Genomic DNA, 16,670 nt, shown 5'->3' with positions numbered 1-16,670 from the left:
ATCACGCCGTGACAGCGAGCAGTACCCGCCCCGCTTCGACCCGCACCGGGTAGGTCTTGAGATTGACGCACACCGGCGCGCCCATGGCCTTGCCGGTGCGGTAATCAAAGCGTCCGTTGTGCTTGGGGCATTCGATGATGTGGTCCATCACCAGGCCATCGGCGAGGTGGATTTTCTCGTGGGTGCACAGGCCTGCTGTGGCGAAAAACTCATTGTCCGCCGAGCGGTAAACCGCGTAGGTGTGCGGCCCGTGATCGAAGCGCAGCACATCTTCTTCGTCTATTTCGCCCACGGCGCAGACGTCGATCCATTGATCGTTCATGGCGTTTTCTCTTGTTATAGATGAGGTTCAGCTGGCGGCGGCTTCGGCATGCATTGGGGCGCGGGCAGTCGGTTCCGCACTCGGGCCAATCGGCCTCTGGATGAAATACGTCGGGTCGCTGCGCTGCTTCAGGATCGTCGGAATGATCTCCCTGTACGCCTCGAGAATAGTGGCGTATGGCGGTGGGCAGTCATTGCGGATTTCCTCGTGCAACTGCGCAAGGGCGTGGTACGGCACCATCGGGTACATGTGGTGTTCGAGGTGGTAGTTCATGTCCATGTAGAGAAAGCGCAGCACGCGGTTCATGTAGATGGTGCGGCAGTTGCTGCGGTGGTCGAGCACGTCTTCGGCCAGGCCCACATGCTGGGTGAGGCCAAACAGGTAGCCGAGCCAGGCGCCGTAGATACTCGGCAGCCCAACCAGCATCAGCGGCAACCAGCTGTGCAGGTACAACGCGGTGCCGATGACCACCGCATAAATGCCGACCCAGATCCGCGCGGCGCGGAACACCTTGGGCCATTCGGACTCGGGGATAAAGTCCGCTTCCTGGGCACTCATCTGGCCGGCCGCATGGCGCGCCACCCCGCTGAAGGTCTTCCAGGCCAGCGGCAAATTGAACAGGCTCAGAAACATCATCAAGAAGCTCGGCGGACGCGGTTCGACAATCTCCGGATCGCGGCCGACCACAATGGTGTCGGTGTGGTGCCGGGCATGACTCCAGCGCCAGACGTGGGGTTCGAAGATGCACATGAAACTCGCGACCTGGTACAGCACGTCGTTCATCCAGCGGGTCTTGAACGCGGTGCCGTGGCCGGTTTCATGCCAGCGCGGGTTGGACGCGGTGCCGTAGAGCACCCCATAGGCGAGGAAAAACGGCACGCAGGCCCAAGTGCCCCAGAACCAGTAGCCGCCGAAGCCGGTGGCGAACAGCGCGCTCACCCAGAGGGCGGTGTCGCGCAAGGCTGGGCCGTCGCGGCGCTGCATCAGTTCTTTCATGCGTTTACGGGAAATCGGCGATTGGTACCAACTGGCCGAGACCAGGCCTTTTTCAGCGGCGCGGGCGGCTTCGGGGCCGGTGAGGCTGTAGTCGCGCCGAGCGCTATGAACGGTGTGTTCGGGCATTGTTATTGTTCTCCGCAAGCGGTGGTTTCAGGTGCTTTGCGAAACCAACGATAGAGCGCAGCTAAATCACCCTCAAGGCCTTGAATCCATTCCCTATCAAGCTATCATCCAGGCCCAGCGGGGCTTGATAGTTTTCTATCAAGACGCTCAAGGGGGCTGTCATGAACAACAATAAACGCCCAACCATCGCCACCGTCGCCGCCCAGGCGGGCCTGAGTGTGGCCACGGTCGACCGGGTATTGAACGCACGCGCGCCGGTTAATCCGCAGACCGCCGAACAGGTGTTCCAGGCCGCCGAAGCCGTGGGCTACTTTGCTGCGCGGCTGATCGGCCAACGCATCCGCGAACGCCGGCCCACTTATCGCTTCGGCATCCTGTTGCTGGGTACAGCCCAGGCGTTCTATGCCAACTTGGCGCAGGCGATTGCCGCTGCCGCCGAGCATCACGGCACCGCCAACCTGACCTGCCAATTCGACTACATCAACGACCGCACACCCAGCGCCATCGTCACGCAGATCGAACAACTCGCCGTGCAGTGTGATGCCCTGGCGGTGGTCAGCTTTGCCCACCCGCTGATCAATGCTTGCCTGGCGCAGATCCGCGAAGCTGGCGTGCCGGTGGTCGCCCTGCTCTCGGATATCCACGAGCACGCCTTGGAACCTTATGTCGGCCAGGACAACCACGTGGTCGGACGCACCATGGGCTGGTTACTCGCCCGCACCTGTGGCGCACGCAAAGGCAGCGTCGGGATTTTATTGGGCGGCCACCGGTTTCTGGGGCATCAGGCACGGGTCGAGGGCCTGCACAGCTACCTGGCCGAACACGCACCTGGGCTCAAGCCACTTGAACCACTGATCAACCTGGACAACTGCGACATCACCGAAGAAGCCACCCTCGATCTGCTCACCCGCCACAGCGACCTGCGCGGCCTGTGCGTGGTGGGCGGCGGCGGCGACGGCATCATCAGCGCCCTGGCACAGTTGCCCAAGCGCCCGGCGTTGTGCTGCATTTTGCAGGAGTCCACGGAGCTGTCTCGCCAGGCGCTGCGCCAGGGGTTGGTTGATGTGGTGATGGACTCGCAGCCACGGCAGACGGCGGTGGCACTGGTGGAGTTGTTGGTGCAATTGCAGAGTGCCGAGGGGTTTGATCCGGTGCGGCATCGGGTGTATATAGCGCCGCAGATTGTGACTTCCGAAAATATGTGTGACTGAAGCGATTGCCCGGAACAGGCCTAGGTCTCTACACACCTTCCAGTGGATGCGGAGTCTATGGTAAACGCGCTGTTGTGGTGAGCGGGCTTGCCCCGCACTGGGCTGCGAAGCGACCCCCATTGAGAACACCGCATTTCTTCAGGTAAATCCCGGTGCAGGTTTTGGGGCTGCTGCGCAGCCCAGCGCGGGGCAAGCCCGCTCACCACAAAGAATGTGCCCGCTCTCGTAATGCCGCCTTCAGACCCGGGTTTGGCAATCGTTCCAAACCTGGCGAATCAACCCCTGCAGCTTCAACGCCTCGGCCCAGCTTGAGCTTGCTTCTGTGGTGAATTTGCCTCTGTGGTGAGCTTGCCTCTGTGGTGAACTTGCCCCCGTGGTGAGCTTGCCTCTGTGGTGAGCTTGCCCCTGTGGTGAACTTGCCTCTGTGCTGAGCTTGCCTCTGTGGTGAGCTTGCCCCCGTGGTGAGCTTGCCTCTGTGGTGAGCTTGCCTCTGTGGTGAGCTTGCCTCTGTGGTGAGCTTGCCTCTGTGGTGAGCGGGCTTGCCCCGCGCTGGGCTGCGAAGCGGCCCCAAAACCTTCACCTCGATTGTTCCTGGCACTCTGCGGTGACCTTAGTGGGGCAAGCCCGCTCACCACAGAGTTAGGTGTCAGCGGTTAAGCGTTGTGTAGCGCAAGTGCAATCGTCGCCCCCCCGCCCACACTTAGTCCTCATATGCCTCGGAAATCCCCGGCGCTCAGCCCGAATCGGCTCATTTTGTTGTATAGCCCACCCCGCGATACGTTCAGCTGTTTCGCGGCCAGGCGGATGTTGCCGCCGGTGCTTTTGAGTGCGGTGACGATGGCGTGCATTTCGTGGCTGCTCAGGTCCTGGGCGGGTTGCGGTTCATAGGTTCGGGCCAACGGGCGAGGCTTGGTTTCCAAGGGCAGATCGGCCGGCTGGATCCACTCGCTCATGGCCAGGTTGGTCGCCCGTTCGATGGCGTTTTCCAACTCCCGCACATTGCCTGGCCAGCCGTGGGCCGAGAGCACCGCCAACGCATCCGGCGAAAAACCCTGCACCGATTTACGCAACGAGCGCGCACAGCGCGTGAGGAAGTGCCGCGCCAGTATCGGGATGTCTTCACGGCGCATGCGCAGCGGCGGCACGGTCAGGTTCAGCACATTGAGGCGGTAGTAGAGGTCTTCGCGGAATGCGCCCTCGGCCACCGCCTGGCTGAGGTTGCGGTGGGTGGCGGCGATGATGCGCACATCCACTGGCCGTGCGCTTTTTGCCCCGACCCGTGCAATTTCACCTTCCTGCAACACCCGCAGCAAGCTGACCTGGGCGTCGAAGGACATGTCGCCGATCTCATCCAGGAAAATAGTGCCGCCATCCGCCAATTCAAACTTGCCCGCCGAGCCGCCACGGGCCGAGCCGGTGAACGCGCCTTCGACATGGCCGAACAGTTCACTCTGCACCAGATCCCGTGGAATCGCGCCGCAGTTGACCGCCACAAACGGGCCATTGCAGCGTTCGCTGGCGTTGTGAATCGCCTGGGCGAACAACTCCTTGCCGGTGCCGCTTTCCCCCAGGATCAGCGTGGTGGCATCACTGCGACTGGCGATGCGCGCCAAGTGCAGCGCGTCCTGGATGGCCCGCGACGTGCCCTGAATGGTGTCGAACGTGTAGCGCGCCTGGCTGCCGACAAGACGCCGAGTAATTTCGCGGATGCGCCGGTTCTCGCGCAGCGACACGATCACCCCGCCCTGTTCAAGCGGACACACCGAGACCAGGCACGCCAGTTGGCTGCGGTCGTGCAGGTGGAAGGTGCAATCAAGGTCGCGCACCGGCTCACCCAACGCGTCGCTTAATTCACTGCGGCCCAGACGCTGGAAGGGGCTGCCCACCAACTCCGGTCCCACCTGGAACAACTGCCGGGCGTAGCGGTTGAGCGCCTTGATGCAGCCGCGCTCGTCCAGCACCACCAGGCCCTCGTTAAGGACTTCGAGTACGGCCTGTTGTTCTTGCAGCAATGCGTGCAGGGCCATCTGCCGTGACACCGCTTCAGCGGCGGCTTGCACGGTGCCCAGGGTATGGAAATGAAACCATCCGGGTTCGGCGGTCAGCGTGAGCATCGCCAAGGTCTGGCCCTGGGCATTCTTGATCGGCGCGGCGGCGCAGTGCATGCGGCGCTGGCGCAGGCCGACAGCGAAGTTTTCTTCGGCCAGCACGTACACGAGGCGGTCTTCGGCAAGGGCGAGGCCGGTGCAGTTGGTGCCCTGTACCGACTCCGACAGGCGACTGCCCACGGGCGTGATGTCCAGTCCGCAGAAATACAGGGTGGTGCCTTCGGCATCGGTGAGGTTGATATGCCCGCGCGGGTTGTAGGCCAGCAGGCCATGCATGACCTGGGCAGCCGCCGCGATCAACACGCGGTGGCTGGCCAGGGTGGCGGCCAGGATGTGAGGGTCGACGAAACGGTACTGGCTGTCGGCAGGATCGATACCTGCCTCGACGCTGCGGCGCCAGGAATCCCAGATCATCTGGCGGACGTCGGCCGGGCGTTCGACCCAATGCTCCTGGCAACCCCGCCACGCCCGCTCCAATGCATCGACCGGGCCGTCATTCAGCGCAGCAGGCCCGAGCGCTGTCAGGTAGTCGAGGTCTTGTACGCTGAACGCCATGCTCATCACGTTTATCCATGTTCATATTTTCGACATGACACTATAGACATGTCATCAAAATGAACACTTTTTGTTTAATTAGTTCGTTTAATCCCTTAACTATCAACACCTTATAAATTGGCACAGCCTTTGCTCCTACCCCTTTGCCCATCAGGACTGTCCTGAGGCCAACAATAAGAAGGGGTCACCACATGAGTACACAGAACATTCGCCTGGGCTTGATCGGCGCTGGTCGCATGGGCAGCTTCCACGGCCTGACTGCCGCGCGACATATCCCCGGTGCCAGCCTCGCCGCCATTGCCGACCCAACCCCAGGCCAAGCCGCACGCCTGGCAGCGGAGCTGGGTGTGGACAAGGTCTACACCGACCCGCAACAGCTGCTTGACGACCCGAACATCGACGGCGTGCTGATCGCCGCCCCTGCCCGCAGCCACGCCGACCTGGTAATCAGCGCCGCCCGTGCCGGCAAAGGGATCTTCTGCGAAAAACCCATGGCCATCACCCTGGATGAGGCCGACCGCGCCATCGCTGCCGCCGCCGATGCCAGCGTGCCCTTGCAGGTCGGCTTCAACCGCCGCTTCGCCAAGAGCTTTCGCACCGCGCACCTCGACGTGCTGGCCGGCCGTATCGGCACCCCACAACTGCTACGCTCGCTGACTCGTGACCCGGCGCTGAACAACCCAGCCAACTCGCCACAATGGGTAATCTTCCTCGAAACCCTGATCCACGACTTCGACACACTGCGCTACCTCAACCCCGGTGCCGAGGCGGTAGCAGTACAGGTGATGGCTGACGCCCTGATCGCACCGGAATTCAAAAGCAGAGGCTTTCTCGACACCGCAGTGGTCACGATCCGCTTCGATAACGGTGCGATTGCCACCGCCGAAGCCAACTTCCAGGCCGTGTATGGCTACGATGTGCGCGGCGAAGTCTTCGGCAGCGCCGGCATGCTGACCATGGGCGGTGTGCAGGAATCCGACCTGGTGCGCTACCTGGCCCAAGGCATTCAGGCCGACACCCAGCGCATGGACACCGACCTGCTGCGCGATGCTTACATTGCCGAACTCAACCACTTCGTCGACTGCCTGCGCACTGGCGCCAAACCCCTGGCCAGCGGCGAAGATGCGCGCGCGGCCCTGGCGATTGCTCGTGCGTGCATCACGTCGTACGAGCAAGGCAAGGCGGTGGCCGTATGATCCCGTTCAAGCTGGCGATCAGCGCTGAGATGGTGTTCCTCGACCTGCCCTTCGTCGAGCGCGTCAAACGCATTCATGCACTGGGCTTCAGCGCCGAAATCTGGGACTGGACCAACAAGGACATCAACGCCCTGGTGGCCACCGGTGCCGATTTCACCTCGATGACTGGCTACATCAGCGGTACCCTCACCGACCCCGATGGCATCCGCCAATTGCTCGACAGCGCCCGGGAATCCTTGGGCATCGCCGAACGCCTGAATTGTCCCAGTCTGAACCTGCACGGTACCGGCCTGGGCGAAGGCGGCCTGCCAGTGCAGCCCGCGAGCCAGACCACCGGCCGCATGTGGCTGAGCGCCTGCAAGACCCTGGAGAAAATTGCACGCCTGGGTGAAGACGCTGGCCGCGTGTTCCTGCTGGAAAACCTCAACACCGAAGTCGACCACCCTGGCGTTCCGTTCGCCCGGGCCGAGGACACGCTGGCGCTGATCGAAGCCGTGGGCAGCCCGCACGTCAAGATGAACCTGGACCTCTACCACGCACAAATCGGCGAAGGAAACCTGATCGAACTGATTCAGCGCGCAGGCAGCGCCATCGGTGAAATCCAGGTAGCCGACGTGCCCGGACGTAAAGAGCCTGGCACGGGAGAAATCCACTACCCGGCCATCGCCAGGGCCTTGCACGACATAGGCTACAGTGGCGTCGTCGGCCTGGAAGGCTGGGCCAGCGGCGACAGCGAGTTAGCCCTGGAACGCTTCCGTCAAGCGTTCACCCTATAACAATAAAAGGACCCCTCTCATGCATCGTTATTCATTGATCGTTGCCACGCTGTTGCTGTTGGTCAGCCCATGGTCCTTCGCCGATTACCGTATTGGCGTGAGCATTGCCAGGGTCGACGATAACTTCATGACCTACGTGCGCAACGGCTTGGACAGTGCCGCCAAACAGCATGGCGTACAGATCCAGTTCGAAGACGCCCAGGGCGACGTGGTGCGCCAGCTCAATCAGGTCGAAGGTTTTCTCAATCAGAAAGTCGACGCGGTCATCGTACTGCCGGTGGACACCTCCGCCACCGCCAACATGACGCGCGCGGCAGTGGCGGCCAAGACACCTCTGGTGTACGTCAACCGCCACCCGGATGAACGCACGCTGCCCAAGGGCGTGGTAACAGTGGCCTCCAACGACATTGAGGCCGGGCAATTGCAGATGCGCTACCTGGCGGAAAAACTCGGCGGCAAGGGCACCGTGGCGATCATCATGGGCGACCTTGCGCAGAACGCCACCCACGACCGTACTGAAGGCGCCAAGCAGGTGCTCAAGGAGTTTCCGGGCATGAAGGTGGTGGAGCAGCAAAGCGCCGAATGGCAACGCAGCAAAAGCATGGACCTAACCAGCAACTGGCTGCTGGCGGGCACGCAGTTCGATGCCATCGTGGCCAACAACGATGAAATGGCGATTGGCGCGGCCATGGCGTTGCAGCAATCGGGCAAGGCCAAGGGCGAAGTGGCGATTGTCGGTATCGACGGTTTGCCGGACGGGCTGGCGGCGGTCAAGCGGGGGATGCTGGCGGCGTCGGTGTTCCAGGACCCCAAGGCCCAGGCGAGCAAGGCCGTGGAGTCGGCAATCAAGATGATCAAGGGTGAGCCGATTGAGTCGGAGGTGTGGGTGCCGTTCGAACTCATCAAACCTGAACAGGTGGCGGTGTTCGAACAGCGCTACAAATAAAATCGAAGATAAGGACATCCAAGTGTGGGAGGGGGCTTGCCCCCGATAGCATTAGGTCAGTTGATACATCCGTGACTGATCCACCGCTATCGGGGGCAAGCCCCCTCCCACACTTGGATCTCAATCAGTCCAGGTCGCTCGCGTCATGCCGCTCGGCCAACTGTTCCTGGGGTTCGCCAGACACCCGATTCACCCGCCGGCCACGCTGCACCGCCGGCCGTGCATCAATCGCATCGGCCCAGCGCTGCACATGCTTGTACTCATGCACCGACAAAAATTCCGCAGCTCCATACAAGCGGCCTTTGACCAACCCGCCGTACCACGGCCAGATCGCAATGTCGGCAATGGTGTATTCATCACCGGCAATGTACTCACTCACCGCCAGGCGCTTATCCAGCACGTCCAGCTGACGCTTGGCCTCCATGGCGAAGCGGTTGATCGGGTATTCCATCTTGCTCGGCGCGTACGCGTAGAAATGCCCGAAGCCACCGCCCAGGTAGGGCGCGCTGCCCATCTGCCAGAACAACCATGACAAACACTCCGCACGGGCCGCAGGCTCGGTGGGGAAGAACGCGCCGAACTTCTCGGCCAGGTATTGCAGGATCGCGCCGGACTCGAACACACGAATCGGCGTGGGGCCGCTGTGGTCCATCAAGGCGGGGATCTTGGAGTTCGGGTTCACGCCGACAAAGCCGCTGCCAAATTGATCGCCGTCGCCGATCTTGATCAGCCAGGCGTCGTATTCCGCACCGCTGTGCCCCAGGGCCAGCAACTCTTCGAGCAGGATAGTGACCTTCTGCCCGTTGGGCGTGGCCAGGGAGTACAGCTGCAACGGGTGCTTGCCGATGGGCAGTTCTTTGTCGTGGGTCGCACCGGCGATGGGCCGGTTGATGCTGGCGAAGGTGCCGCCGCTTTCGGTTTCCCAGGTCCAGACTTTCGGGGGTACATATTCGGTCATGCTTACGGCTCCAGAAGCGTTTGCGATCAGCGAAGCGCTTGAGACTAAACCAAAGACGGGTGGTGCGTCACACTCCCCGCGGCAGCGTGCCGGGGCACCTGCACTCGCAGCGCGATCAACAAGGCCGCCAGCAGCATCAAGCAACCCGCGCCCAGAAACACCCCGTCGATGCCGGTGGCACTGAACATCGCGCCCCCGCCCGCCGCACCCGCCGCGATGGCCGATTGCACCGAAGCGACCACCATGCCACCGGCACTTTCGGCCTGATCCGGCACCGCACGCGCCACCCAGTTCGACCACGCCACCGGCACCCCGCCAAAGGCCATGCCCCACAGCGCCAGGAGCAATGCCTGACCCGGCAGTGACGCGGGCAGCAACACCAGGGCCAACGCAGCGACGCCCACCAGGACCGGCATCAACACCAGGGTTCCCCGCGGGTTGCGCACCAGCAACCAACCGGCCAGCAGCGTACCGACAAAATTCGCCGCGCCAAACCCCAGCAGCATCAACGCCAGCCCTTGGGTGCCGACCCCGGTGGCGCTTTCCAGAAACGGGCGAATGTAGGTAAACAGCGCGAAGTGCCCGGTGTGCACCAGTACGCAGCCGAACATGCCGATGGCAATGCCGGGGCGCAGTAGTACATCAAGCACGGTGCGCAGGCGCGCGGTGCCGCTGGGTGCCAGGCGCGGCAGCGTGAACAGCTGGAAGGCCAGGGTCACCACGCCGACGGCGGCCGCAGCCACAAATGCACTGCGCCAGCCATACAGGTCCCCCAGGTAGCTGCCCAATGGCACCGCGACCACGGTACCTACCGCAATGCCGCTGAAGATGATCGACAAGGCACGTGGCAGCAACGCCGCCGGTACCAGGCGCATCGCAACGGCCGCCGCCATGCTCCAGAAACCGCCGAGGGCAATGCCCAGCAGGATGCGCATCAACAACAGCACCAGGAGGCTGGACGAGAACGCCACCAGCAGGTTGGACGCAATCATCAGCGTGGAGAACCCCAACAGCACCAGGCGCCGGTCAATGCCGCGCGTCAAGCCAGGCACCAGCAAACCGGCGAACAACGCCACCACCGCCGTGACCGTGACCGCTTGCCCGGCCAACGCTTCCGACACGCCCAGGTCCAAGGCCATCGGCGTCAGCAGGCTGGCCGGCAGGTACTCCGCCGTGAGCAGGCCGAACACGCCCATCGCCAGGGAAAACACCGCCATCCAGGCCGGCGTGGTCGGTTCTGCCCTGCCATCGACAGGGGCATGGGACACACAATCATTCATCACAGGACATCCTCAGGCATTTACGTGATGGCCAGTCTAGGTATGCCCATCAGGATGATCTATGATTCAAACCCTTGAGTTCTTGACCGAAACCCCGAATATGCCAGTCGACAACGCATTCAACCTGTCCTCCGAGCTGATCAATGAGCTGCTGCGCAGCATGCGCCTGCGCGGCGTGCAGTACCGGCGCATCCAGGCCGGGCCGGTGTTCGGCATCAGCTTTGCGGCCAAGCCAGGCCATGCGTATTTCCATTTTCTGGCCGCCGGCTGCGCGACTCTGCGCCTGCACGACGGCAGCCTCTTTGAGTTGTCGGCCGGCAATGCGGTGTTTATCGCCCACGGTGGCGCCCATGCGCTGTTATCCAAACCGGATGACCCCGTGCAGGACATCGCCAGCTTCGATGCCGCACCGCTGGGCGATACCGTGTGCGGCGTAAATGCCTCGCCCGATGAGGCCCCCAGCACCCTGCTGTTCAGCGCCTGCATGGAGTTCGAGCTCGACAGCATCCAGGGCCTCGGCAACCTGATGCCGGCCTTGATGCTGATCGACGCCGGCGGCCAGCGTTACCCCGGCTTGATGCCGATCCTGGCGGTGATGGAACGCGAAGTCTCCAGCGCCCGCGTCGGTTATGCCGGCATCCTTGCGCGCCTGGCCGATGTGGTGGCGGCGATGATCGTGCGGGGCTGGGTCGAGTGCGCCTGCGCCAATGCTTCGGGCCTCGCGGCCGCGTTGCGCGACACCCGCCTGGCCGGCGCCCTGCTCGCCCTGCACCAGCAACCAGGACGCGACTGGAGCGTGGCCGAACTGGCGGCGCACTGTCATACCTCACGCTCGGTGTTCGCGGATCGTTTCCAGGCGACCCTGGGGATACCGCCGCTGCGTTACGTGACCGAACTGCGCATGCGCCTCGCCAGCCAGTGGCTGACCCTGGAGCGGCTGCCCATCGAAGAAGTCGCGTACCGCCTCGGCTATACCTCCCAGGCGGCCTTCAGTCGCGCCTACAAACGCATCACCGGGCAACCGCCGGGCGCCAGCCGCCAAGGCTTCAGGAGCTCGGCATGAACGCCGGGCTGGAAGACATCCTCGCCGACCACCTGAACGTGGTGTTCTGCGGCATCAACCCAGGCAAGGGTTCCGCCGCCCTCGGCCTGCACTTCGCCAACCGCAGCAACCGCTTCTGGCGCGCCTTGCATCTGGCCGGGTTCACCCCCCACGAAATCCGCCCCGAACACGGCCGCACGCTGTTGCACTACCACTGCGGCCTGACCACGTTGGTGGAACGCCCCACGGCCAGCGCGGACGAATTGGCACGGCATGAGTTCACCCAGGCCGCGATGGGCTTCGAACAGAAGATCCGCCACTGCGCGCCGCGCTTCGTAGCGTTCCTGGGCAAGCCCGGCTACAGCGCATTGAGCGGCCAGCGCGAGATCGCCTGGGGCTTGCAGCCAACGGTGTTGGGCGGTGCGTCAGTGTGGGTGCTGCCCAACCCCAGCGGACGCAACCTGGCGTTCAGCCTGGAGCAGTTGGTGCAGGCGTATCAACAATTGCGCCGGGCGACCGAGTAACCTTAATCTCTTGAGCCCATCACCCCGAGAGCATTGGAGGCTTCATGAAACTGGTCGGCATGCTGGACTCGCCTTACGTACGCCGCGTGGCAATTTCCCTGGATCTGTACGGAGTGAGTTTTGTGCATGAACCCTTGTCCGTGTTCAGCACCTTCAACGAATTTGCGCAGATCAATCCGGTGGTCAAGGCCCCTACCCTGGTGCTGGACGATGGCACGGTATTGATGGATTCCAGCCTGATCCTGGATTACCTCGAAGCCTTGGCCCCGTCGGACAAAAAGCTGCTGCCCCTGCAACCTGCGGCACTTGCCAAAGACTTGCACGTTCTGGGACTGGCGCTGGCGGCCTGTGAGAAGAGCGTGCAGATCGTCTATGAGCACAACCTGCGCCCGGCCGAGAAGCTGCATGCGCCGTGGCTTGAGCGCGTGACCGGCCAACTGCTCGCGGCTTATGCGTTGCTGGACAAGCAACTGGGCGACAGCGAAGCACTGACCCAGGCGTCGATTACGGCGGCGGTGGCGTGGTCGTTCAGCCAGTTCACAGTGGCGTCGGTGGTCAAGGCGGATGCATTCCCCAACCTGGCCCGGCATACCGAACGACTGGAGCAGCATGCGGCGTTCAAGCGTTACCCCATCGCCTAAGCACCGCAGTTCAAATGTGGGAGGGGGCTTGCCCCCGATAAGGGTGGGTCAGTCATAGAAGTACTGCCTGAACCACCGCTATCGGGGGCAAGCCCCCTCCCACATTGGTCTGTGTTGTCTGAGAGAGGGTGTTCGGCTCAGACCCAACCGCCATCCACAATAAAATTCTGCGCCGAACACATCGCCGAGGCATCCGAGGCGAGAAACAACGCCATATTGGCGATGTGTTCCGGCAGGACGCTGCCGGGCAGGCACTGGCTGCGGGCGATCAGTTCCTTGGCCGCATCGTCCACCCACATCGCCAGTTGCTTCTCGGTCATGACCCACCCCGGCACCAACGTGTTGACGCGGATATGGTGAGGCCCCAACTCCCGCGCCAACCCCCGGGTCATGCCGTGGGCAGCGGCCTTGCTGGCGGCGTACACCGGGTAGCCGGCGGAAGCCATCATCCAGCCGACCGAGCCGAGGTTGATGATCGCGCCGCCGCCGGCAGCTTTCATCATCGGCACCACGGCCTTGGCCGCAAAGAAGGCGTGCTTGAGGTTGACCGAGATCAGCTTGTCGAAGGTGTCCGAGTCGACCTCTTCCAGGGTGTGACGCACGTCGTTGGCGGCGTTGTTCACCAACACGGTGATCGGCCCCAACGAATGCTCGAAACGCTCGATGGCGGCCTTGTAGGCGATTTCATCGGTGATGTCGCAGCACACGAATTCCACCGTATGCCCCTTCGAGCTCAACAACGCGGCCAGCCGATCGCCCTGGCTTTGCGCGCGGTCCACAAAGCCGACCTTGGCGCCTTGCGCGGCAAAGGCCCGCACCATGAACTCACCGATGCCCGAAGCACCACCAGACACCAGCACGGTTTTGCCTTCAAGGTCCGGATAAACAGCCTGCGCAGTACTCATATAACGGTTGCCTCGATCAATTAGTCTTATTTTATTTTACGAAATTGGCGTTAAAGGCTATAAATTCGCTGTCACACCAACAAAATATCGCTATTAGTAGAACTATTCCACTCAAAACAACAAAAGGAAGTTCGACCATGAAGCACCCTCGATACCTGCTGTCTGGCCTGGCGCTGTCCATGATGATCGCCAGCGGCGGCGCCCAGGCGGCCGGCCTGAGCAGCGAGCAAAAACCTTTCGGTAAAACCAACGACGGCACCGCCGTCGAACAATACATTTTGCGCAACAGCCACGGCATGCAAGCCACGGTGATTACCTACGGCGGCGTCTTGCAGTCGCTGAAAGTGCCGGACAAACACGGCAAGGTCGACGATGTAGTGCTGGGCTTTGACGACGTGCAAGGCTATCAGAGCGGTACGGCATTCTTTGGCGCGACCATCGGCCGCTTTGGCAACCGCCTCGCCGGTGGCGCCTTTGAGCTCGACGGCAAGCGCTTCCAGGTGCCGCTCAACGATGGCCCCAACTCGCTGCATGGCGGCGCCCAGGGCTTCGACAAGCAGGTGTGGAAGGCCGAGACGGTCAAGGACAAAGACTCAGTCGGCGTGAAGCTGAGCTACCTGTCCAAGGACGGCGAGATGGGTTTCCCCGGTAATCTGAAAACCGAGGTCACATACCGCCTCAACGACAAGAACGAACTGCACATCGACTACACCGCCACCACCGATAAACCTACGGTGCTCAACCTCACCAATCACAGCTACTTCAACCTCGCCGGTGCAGGCAATGGCGACATTCTCAAGCAAGTCGCGACCTTGCACGCCAGTCATTACACGCCAGTGAATGCCACCCTGATTCCTACCGGCGAACTGGCGCCCGTCAAGGGCACGCCGATGGACTTCCTGAAACCGACGCCGATCGGCCAGCACATCAAGGAGGATCATCCGCAGCTCAAATTTGCCGAGCCAAAACAGGGTGGGTTTGACTTCAACTGGGCGCTGGACACCAAGGGGGACGTGAAGCAACTCGCCGCCGAGGTGCATGACCCAGAGTCAGGCCGGCGTTTGCAGCTCTACACCAGCGAACCGGGCGTGCAGTTCTATACCAGCAACTTCCTTGATGGTTCGGTGAAGGGTAAAGGCGGCAAGACTTACCTGCACTGGAGTGGGTTTACCTTGGAGACCCAGCACTTTCCGGATGCGCCTAACCAACCAAACTTCGCCTCAACTCGCCTGAACCCAGGACAGACCTACACCCAGAACACCGTCTTCAAATTCTCCGCCGATTAAAACTGTGGGAGGGGGCTTGCTCCCGATTGCAGTGTGTCAGCTACATATTCATTACCTGACCCACTGCTATCGGGGGCAAGCCCCCTCCCACATTTGGCCTTCATAGGGTCTGGATCAGTGTTGTTTCATGCGATCGATGACCACCGCCAGTAGCAGGATCAAACCGCAGATCACGTATTGATGAACCCAGGACAAACTTACAGCCAAAACACCGTGTTCAAATTCTCCGCCGATTAAAACTGTGGGAGGGGGCTTGCTCCCGATGGCGGTGTGTCAGCTACATATTCATTACCTGACCCACTGCTATCGGGAGCAAGCCCCCTCCCACATTTGGCCTTTATAGAGTTTGGATCAGCGTTGTTTCATGCGGTCGATGACCACCGCCAACAACAGGATCGAACCGCGGATTACGTATTGATGAACCCAGGACAAACTTACAACCAGAACACCGTGTTCAAATTCTCCGCCGATTAAAACTGTGGGAGGGGGCTTGCTCCCGATGGCGGTGTGTCAGCTACATATTCATTACCTGACCCACTGCTATCGGGAGCAAGCCCCCTCCCACATTTTGGGCTTCACATAGCGAGGGTTTAGCGTTGTTTCATACGGTCGATGACCACCGCCAACAACAGGATCGAACCGCAGATCACGTATTGATGAACCCAGGACAAACTTACAGCCAAAACACCGTATTCAAATTCTCCGCCGATTAAAACTGTGGGAGGGGGCTTGCTCCCGATGGCGGTGTGTCAGCTACATATTCATTACCTGACCCACTGCTATCGGGAGCAAGCCCCCTCCCACAGTTTGAGCTTCACATGGCGAGGGTTCAGCGCTGTTTCATGCGGTCGATGACCACCGCCAGTAGCAGGATCGAACCGCGGATTACGTATTGATAAAACGTGTCGATGTTCTTCAGGTTCATTGCGTTCTCGATGATCGCCAAAATCAGCACCCCGGCGATCACATGGCGGATCATGCCAATCCCACCACTCAACGACACCCCGCCCAGTACACAGGCCGAGATCACCGTCAGCTCAAAACCCTGCCCGATCATCGGCTGGCCCGAGGTCATGCGCGAGGCGAGGATCACCCCGGCCAACGCGCCGATCAGACCGTGCACGGCGAAGATCAGGATCTTGGTGCGGTCAACGTTCACCCCTGCCAGCAACGCCGCTTCCGGGTTGCCGCCGATGGCCATGGTGTTGCGCCCGTAGGTGGTGTAGTTCAGCAGCCAGCCGAAAAACACAAAGCACACGATGGTGATCAAAATAGGCACCGGCACGCCGAACAACTGGCCGTTGCCGAACACAAAGAACTGCTCCTGGGACACGCCAACCGCCTTGCCGTCGGCAAAGATGTAGGCCAGGCCGCGCACGATCTGCATCGTGGCCAAGGTGGTGATCAACGCATTGACCCGCAGCTTGGCGATGACGATGCCGTTGATCAGCCCGACGATCAGGCCCATCAGCAGCGCGGCGCCGATGCCGAGCATGACGCTCTCGGTGTCGCGCATCACAATCGCCGCCACCACGCCGGCGCAGGCGATTACCGAGCCCACCGACAAGTCGAAGTGCCCCGACGCCAGGCAGAACAGCATGGTGCACGCGGCGATGCCCACGGTGGAAATCGCCAGGCCCAGGCCGCGCATGTTCAGCGGTGAGAGGAAGTTGTCGATCAGCAAGGCGCACAGCACAAAGATGCTCACCGCCGCCAACAGCATCGCCCAGTTGTCGAGCAGTGCGCGCAGGTCGAAGGGTTTGCGTGCGGTGGGCAACGCGTTGTTTTGAGTGTTCAT

Annotated in this window: 15 protein-coding genes; 8 read left to right on the top strand and 7 right to left on the bottom strand. The window is 61.7% G+C overall.

Annotated elements, in window-relative coordinates:
- Position 1 precedes the first annotated feature (1 nt).
- Both LRO94_RS11305 and LRO94_RS11300 read right to left on the bottom strand, forming a co-directional pair.
- On the bottom strand, positions 2 to 322 hold the full coding sequence (locus LRO94_RS11305; protein ID WP_032888397.1) for a MocE family 2Fe-2S type ferredoxin: 321 nt from the start codon (positions 320 to 322) through the stop codon (positions 2 to 4).
- A gap of 27 nt (positions 323 to 349) precedes the next feature.
- A complete protein-coding gene (locus LRO94_RS11300) occupies positions 350 to 1,444 on the bottom strand; it encodes a fatty acid desaturase family protein (RefSeq protein WP_179179207.1) in 1,095 nt (364 codons plus the stop codon).
- Between the two features lie 161 nt (positions 1,445 to 1,605).
- On the opposite strand from LRO94_RS11300, the gene LRO94_RS11295 reads away from it, so the two are divergent.
- A complete protein-coding gene (locus tag LRO94_RS11295; protein WP_179179208.1) occupies positions 1,606 to 2,655 on the top strand; it encodes a LacI family DNA-binding transcriptional regulator in 1,050 nt (349 codons plus the stop codon).
- Positions 2,656 to 3,362: 707 nt separating this feature from the next.
- On the opposite strand, the gene LRO94_RS11290 is transcribed toward LRO94_RS11295, so the two are convergent.
- Entirely contained in the window at positions 3,363 to 5,324 is a 1,962-nt protein-coding gene (locus LRO94_RS11290; RefSeq protein ID WP_032888392.1) for a sigma-54 interaction domain-containing protein, read from the bottom strand.
- 185 nt (positions 5,325 to 5,509) lie between these two features.
- Here LRO94_RS11290 and LRO94_RS11285 point away from each other — a divergent pair, with 185 nt between their 5' ends.
- Genes LRO94_RS11285 through LRO94_RS11275 form a run of 3 tightly spaced genes read left to right on the top strand, consistent with a single transcriptional unit; the run spans position 5,510 to position 8,236 of the window.
- Positions 5,510 to 6,514 carry a Gfo/Idh/MocA family oxidoreductase gene (locus LRO94_RS11285; protein WP_179179209.1) on the top strand — a complete coding sequence of 335 codons (1,005 nt, stop codon included), beginning with the start codon at positions 5,510 to 5,512 and terminating at the stop codon, positions 6,512 to 6,514.
- Positions 6,511 to 7,290 carry a TIM barrel protein gene (locus LRO94_RS11280; protein ID WP_095186020.1) on the top strand — a complete coding sequence of 260 codons (780 nt, stop codon included), beginning with the start codon at positions 6,511 to 6,513 and terminating at the stop codon, positions 7,288 to 7,290. Before LRO94_RS11285 ends, LRO94_RS11280 begins: the two co-directional genes overlap by 4 nt.
- Before the next feature lie 19 nt (positions 7,291 to 7,309).
- The gene (locus LRO94_RS11275; RefSeq protein WP_032888387.1) at positions 7,310 to 8,236 is read left to right on the top strand and encodes a sugar ABC transporter substrate-binding protein; all 927 of its coding nucleotides are present in this window, start codon (positions 7,310 to 7,312) and stop codon (positions 8,234 to 8,236) included.
- Between the two features lie 124 nt (positions 8,237 to 8,360).
- Here LRO94_RS11275 and yghU read toward each other — a convergent pair whose 3' ends face one another.
- Positions 8,361 to 9,194: a glutathione-dependent disulfide-bond oxidoreductase gene (gene yghU / locus LRO94_RS11270; RefSeq protein WP_179179210.1), complete on the bottom strand. Its 834-nt coding sequence runs from the start codon at positions 9,192 to 9,194 to the stop codon at positions 8,361 to 8,363.
- Positions 9,195 to 9,238: 44 nt separating this feature from the next.
- Positions 9,239 to 10,474, bottom strand: a complete 1,236-nt coding sequence (locus tag LRO94_RS11265) for an MFS transporter (protein ID WP_095186022.1) — start codon at positions 10,472 to 10,474, stop codon at positions 9,239 to 9,241.
- Positions 10,475 to 10,574: 100 nt separating this feature from the next.
- Here LRO94_RS11265 and LRO94_RS11260 point away from each other — a divergent pair, with 100 nt between their 5' ends.
- The 3 genes from LRO94_RS11260 to LRO94_RS11250 are packed head-to-tail and all read left to right on the top strand — an operon-like array spanning position 10,575 to position 12,681.
- Positions 10,575 to 11,537 carry an AraC family transcriptional regulator gene (locus LRO94_RS11260; protein ID WP_179180080.1) on the top strand — a complete coding sequence of 321 codons (963 nt, stop codon included), beginning with the start codon at positions 10,575 to 10,577 and terminating at the stop codon, positions 11,535 to 11,537.
- Positions 11,534 to 12,040, top strand: coding sequence for a G/U mismatch-specific DNA glycosylase (mug, locus tag LRO94_RS11255; protein WP_099601896.1), 507 nt, complete (start codon positions 11,534 to 11,536; stop codon positions 12,038 to 12,040). Before LRO94_RS11260 ends, mug begins: the two co-directional genes overlap by 4 nt.
- A 44-nt stretch (positions 12,041 to 12,084) precedes the next feature.
- Positions 12,085 to 12,681 carry a glutathione S-transferase gene (locus tag LRO94_RS11250; protein ID WP_095186024.1) on the top strand — a complete coding sequence of 199 codons (597 nt, stop codon included), beginning with the start codon at positions 12,085 to 12,087 and terminating at the stop codon, positions 12,679 to 12,681.
- A gap of 137 nt (positions 12,682 to 12,818) precedes the next feature.
- Here LRO94_RS11250 and LRO94_RS11245 read toward each other — a convergent pair whose 3' ends face one another.
- The gene (locus LRO94_RS11245) at positions 12,819 to 13,586 is read right to left on the bottom strand and encodes an SDR family NAD(P)-dependent oxidoreductase (RefSeq protein WP_032888373.1); all 768 of its coding nucleotides are present in this window, start codon (positions 13,584 to 13,586) and stop codon (positions 12,819 to 12,821) included.
- A gap of 137 nt (positions 13,587 to 13,723) precedes the next feature.
- Here LRO94_RS11245 and LRO94_RS11240 point away from each other — a divergent pair, with 137 nt between their 5' ends.
- A complete protein-coding gene (locus LRO94_RS11240) occupies positions 13,724 to 14,872 on the top strand; it encodes an aldose epimerase family protein (protein ID WP_179179211.1) in 1,149 nt (382 codons plus the stop codon).
- An 829-nt stretch (positions 14,873 to 15,701) separates the two neighbouring features.
- Here the strand turns inward: LRO94_RS11240 and araH are convergent.
- Positions 15,702 to 16,670, bottom strand: coding sequence for an L-arabinose ABC transporter permease AraH (araH, locus tag LRO94_RS11230; RefSeq protein ID WP_122681215.1), 969 nt, complete (start codon positions 16,668 to 16,670; stop codon positions 15,702 to 15,704).

The organism is Pseudomonas sivasensis, from assembly GCF_021391435.1.
Lineage (GTDB): Bacteria > Pseudomonadota > Gammaproteobacteria > Pseudomonadales > Pseudomonadaceae > Aquipseudomonas > Aquipseudomonas sivasensis.
This window is presented reverse-complemented; position numbering and strand designations above follow the sequence as displayed.

What these genes read in the sequence shown, in the direction of transcription:
- LRO94_RS11305 (WP_032888397.1), bottom strand. Translation starts at nt 322, where the DNA reads ATGAACGATCAATGGATCGACGTCTGCGCCGTGGGCGAAATAGACGAA.
- LRO94_RS11300 (WP_179179207.1), bottom strand. Translation starts at nt 1,444, where the DNA reads ATGCCCGAACACACCGTTCATAGCGCTCGGCGCGACTACAGCCTCACC.
- LRO94_RS11295 (WP_179179208.1), top strand. Translation starts at nt 1,606, where the DNA reads ATGAACAACAATAAACGCCCAACCATCGCCACCGTCGCCGCCCAGGCG.
- LRO94_RS11290 (WP_032888392.1), bottom strand. Translation starts at nt 5,324, where the DNA reads ATGAGCATGGCGTTCAGCGTACAAGACCTCGACTACCTGACAGCGCTC.
- LRO94_RS11285 (WP_179179209.1), top strand. Translation starts at nt 5,510, where the DNA reads ATGAGTACACAGAACATTCGCCTGGGCTTGATCGGCGCTGGTCGCATG.
- LRO94_RS11280 (WP_095186020.1), top strand. Translation starts at nt 6,511, where the DNA reads ATGATCCCGTTCAAGCTGGCGATCAGCGCTGAGATGGTGTTCCTCGAC.
- LRO94_RS11275 (WP_032888387.1), top strand. Translation starts at nt 7,310, where the DNA reads ATGCATCGTTATTCATTGATCGTTGCCACGCTGTTGCTGTTGGTCAGC.
- yghU (WP_179179210.1), bottom strand. Translation starts at nt 9,194, where the DNA reads ATGACCGAATATGTACCCCCGAAAGTCTGGACCTGGGAAACCGAAAGC.
- LRO94_RS11265 (WP_095186022.1), bottom strand. Translation starts at nt 10,474, where the DNA reads ATGAATGATTGTGTGTCCCATGCCCCTGTCGATGGCAGGGCAGAACCG.
- LRO94_RS11260 (WP_179180080.1), top strand. Translation starts at nt 10,575, where the DNA reads ATGCCAGTCGACAACGCATTCAACCTGTCCTCCGAGCTGATCAATGAG.
- mug (WP_099601896.1), top strand. Translation starts at nt 11,534, where the DNA reads ATGAACGCCGGGCTGGAAGACATCCTCGCCGACCACCTGAACGTGGTG.
- LRO94_RS11250 (WP_095186024.1), top strand. Translation starts at nt 12,085, where the DNA reads ATGAAACTGGTCGGCATGCTGGACTCGCCTTACGTACGCCGCGTGGCA.
- LRO94_RS11245 (WP_032888373.1), bottom strand. Translation starts at nt 13,586, where the DNA reads ATGAGTACTGCGCAGGCTGTTTATCCGGACCTTGAAGGCAAAACCGTG.
- LRO94_RS11240 (WP_179179211.1), top strand. Translation starts at nt 13,724, where the DNA reads ATGAAGCACCCTCGATACCTGCTGTCTGGCCTGGCGCTGTCCATGATG.
- araH (WP_122681215.1), bottom strand. Translation starts at nt 16,670, where the DNA reads ATGAACACTCAAAACAACGCGTTGCCCACCGCACGCAAACCCTTCGAC.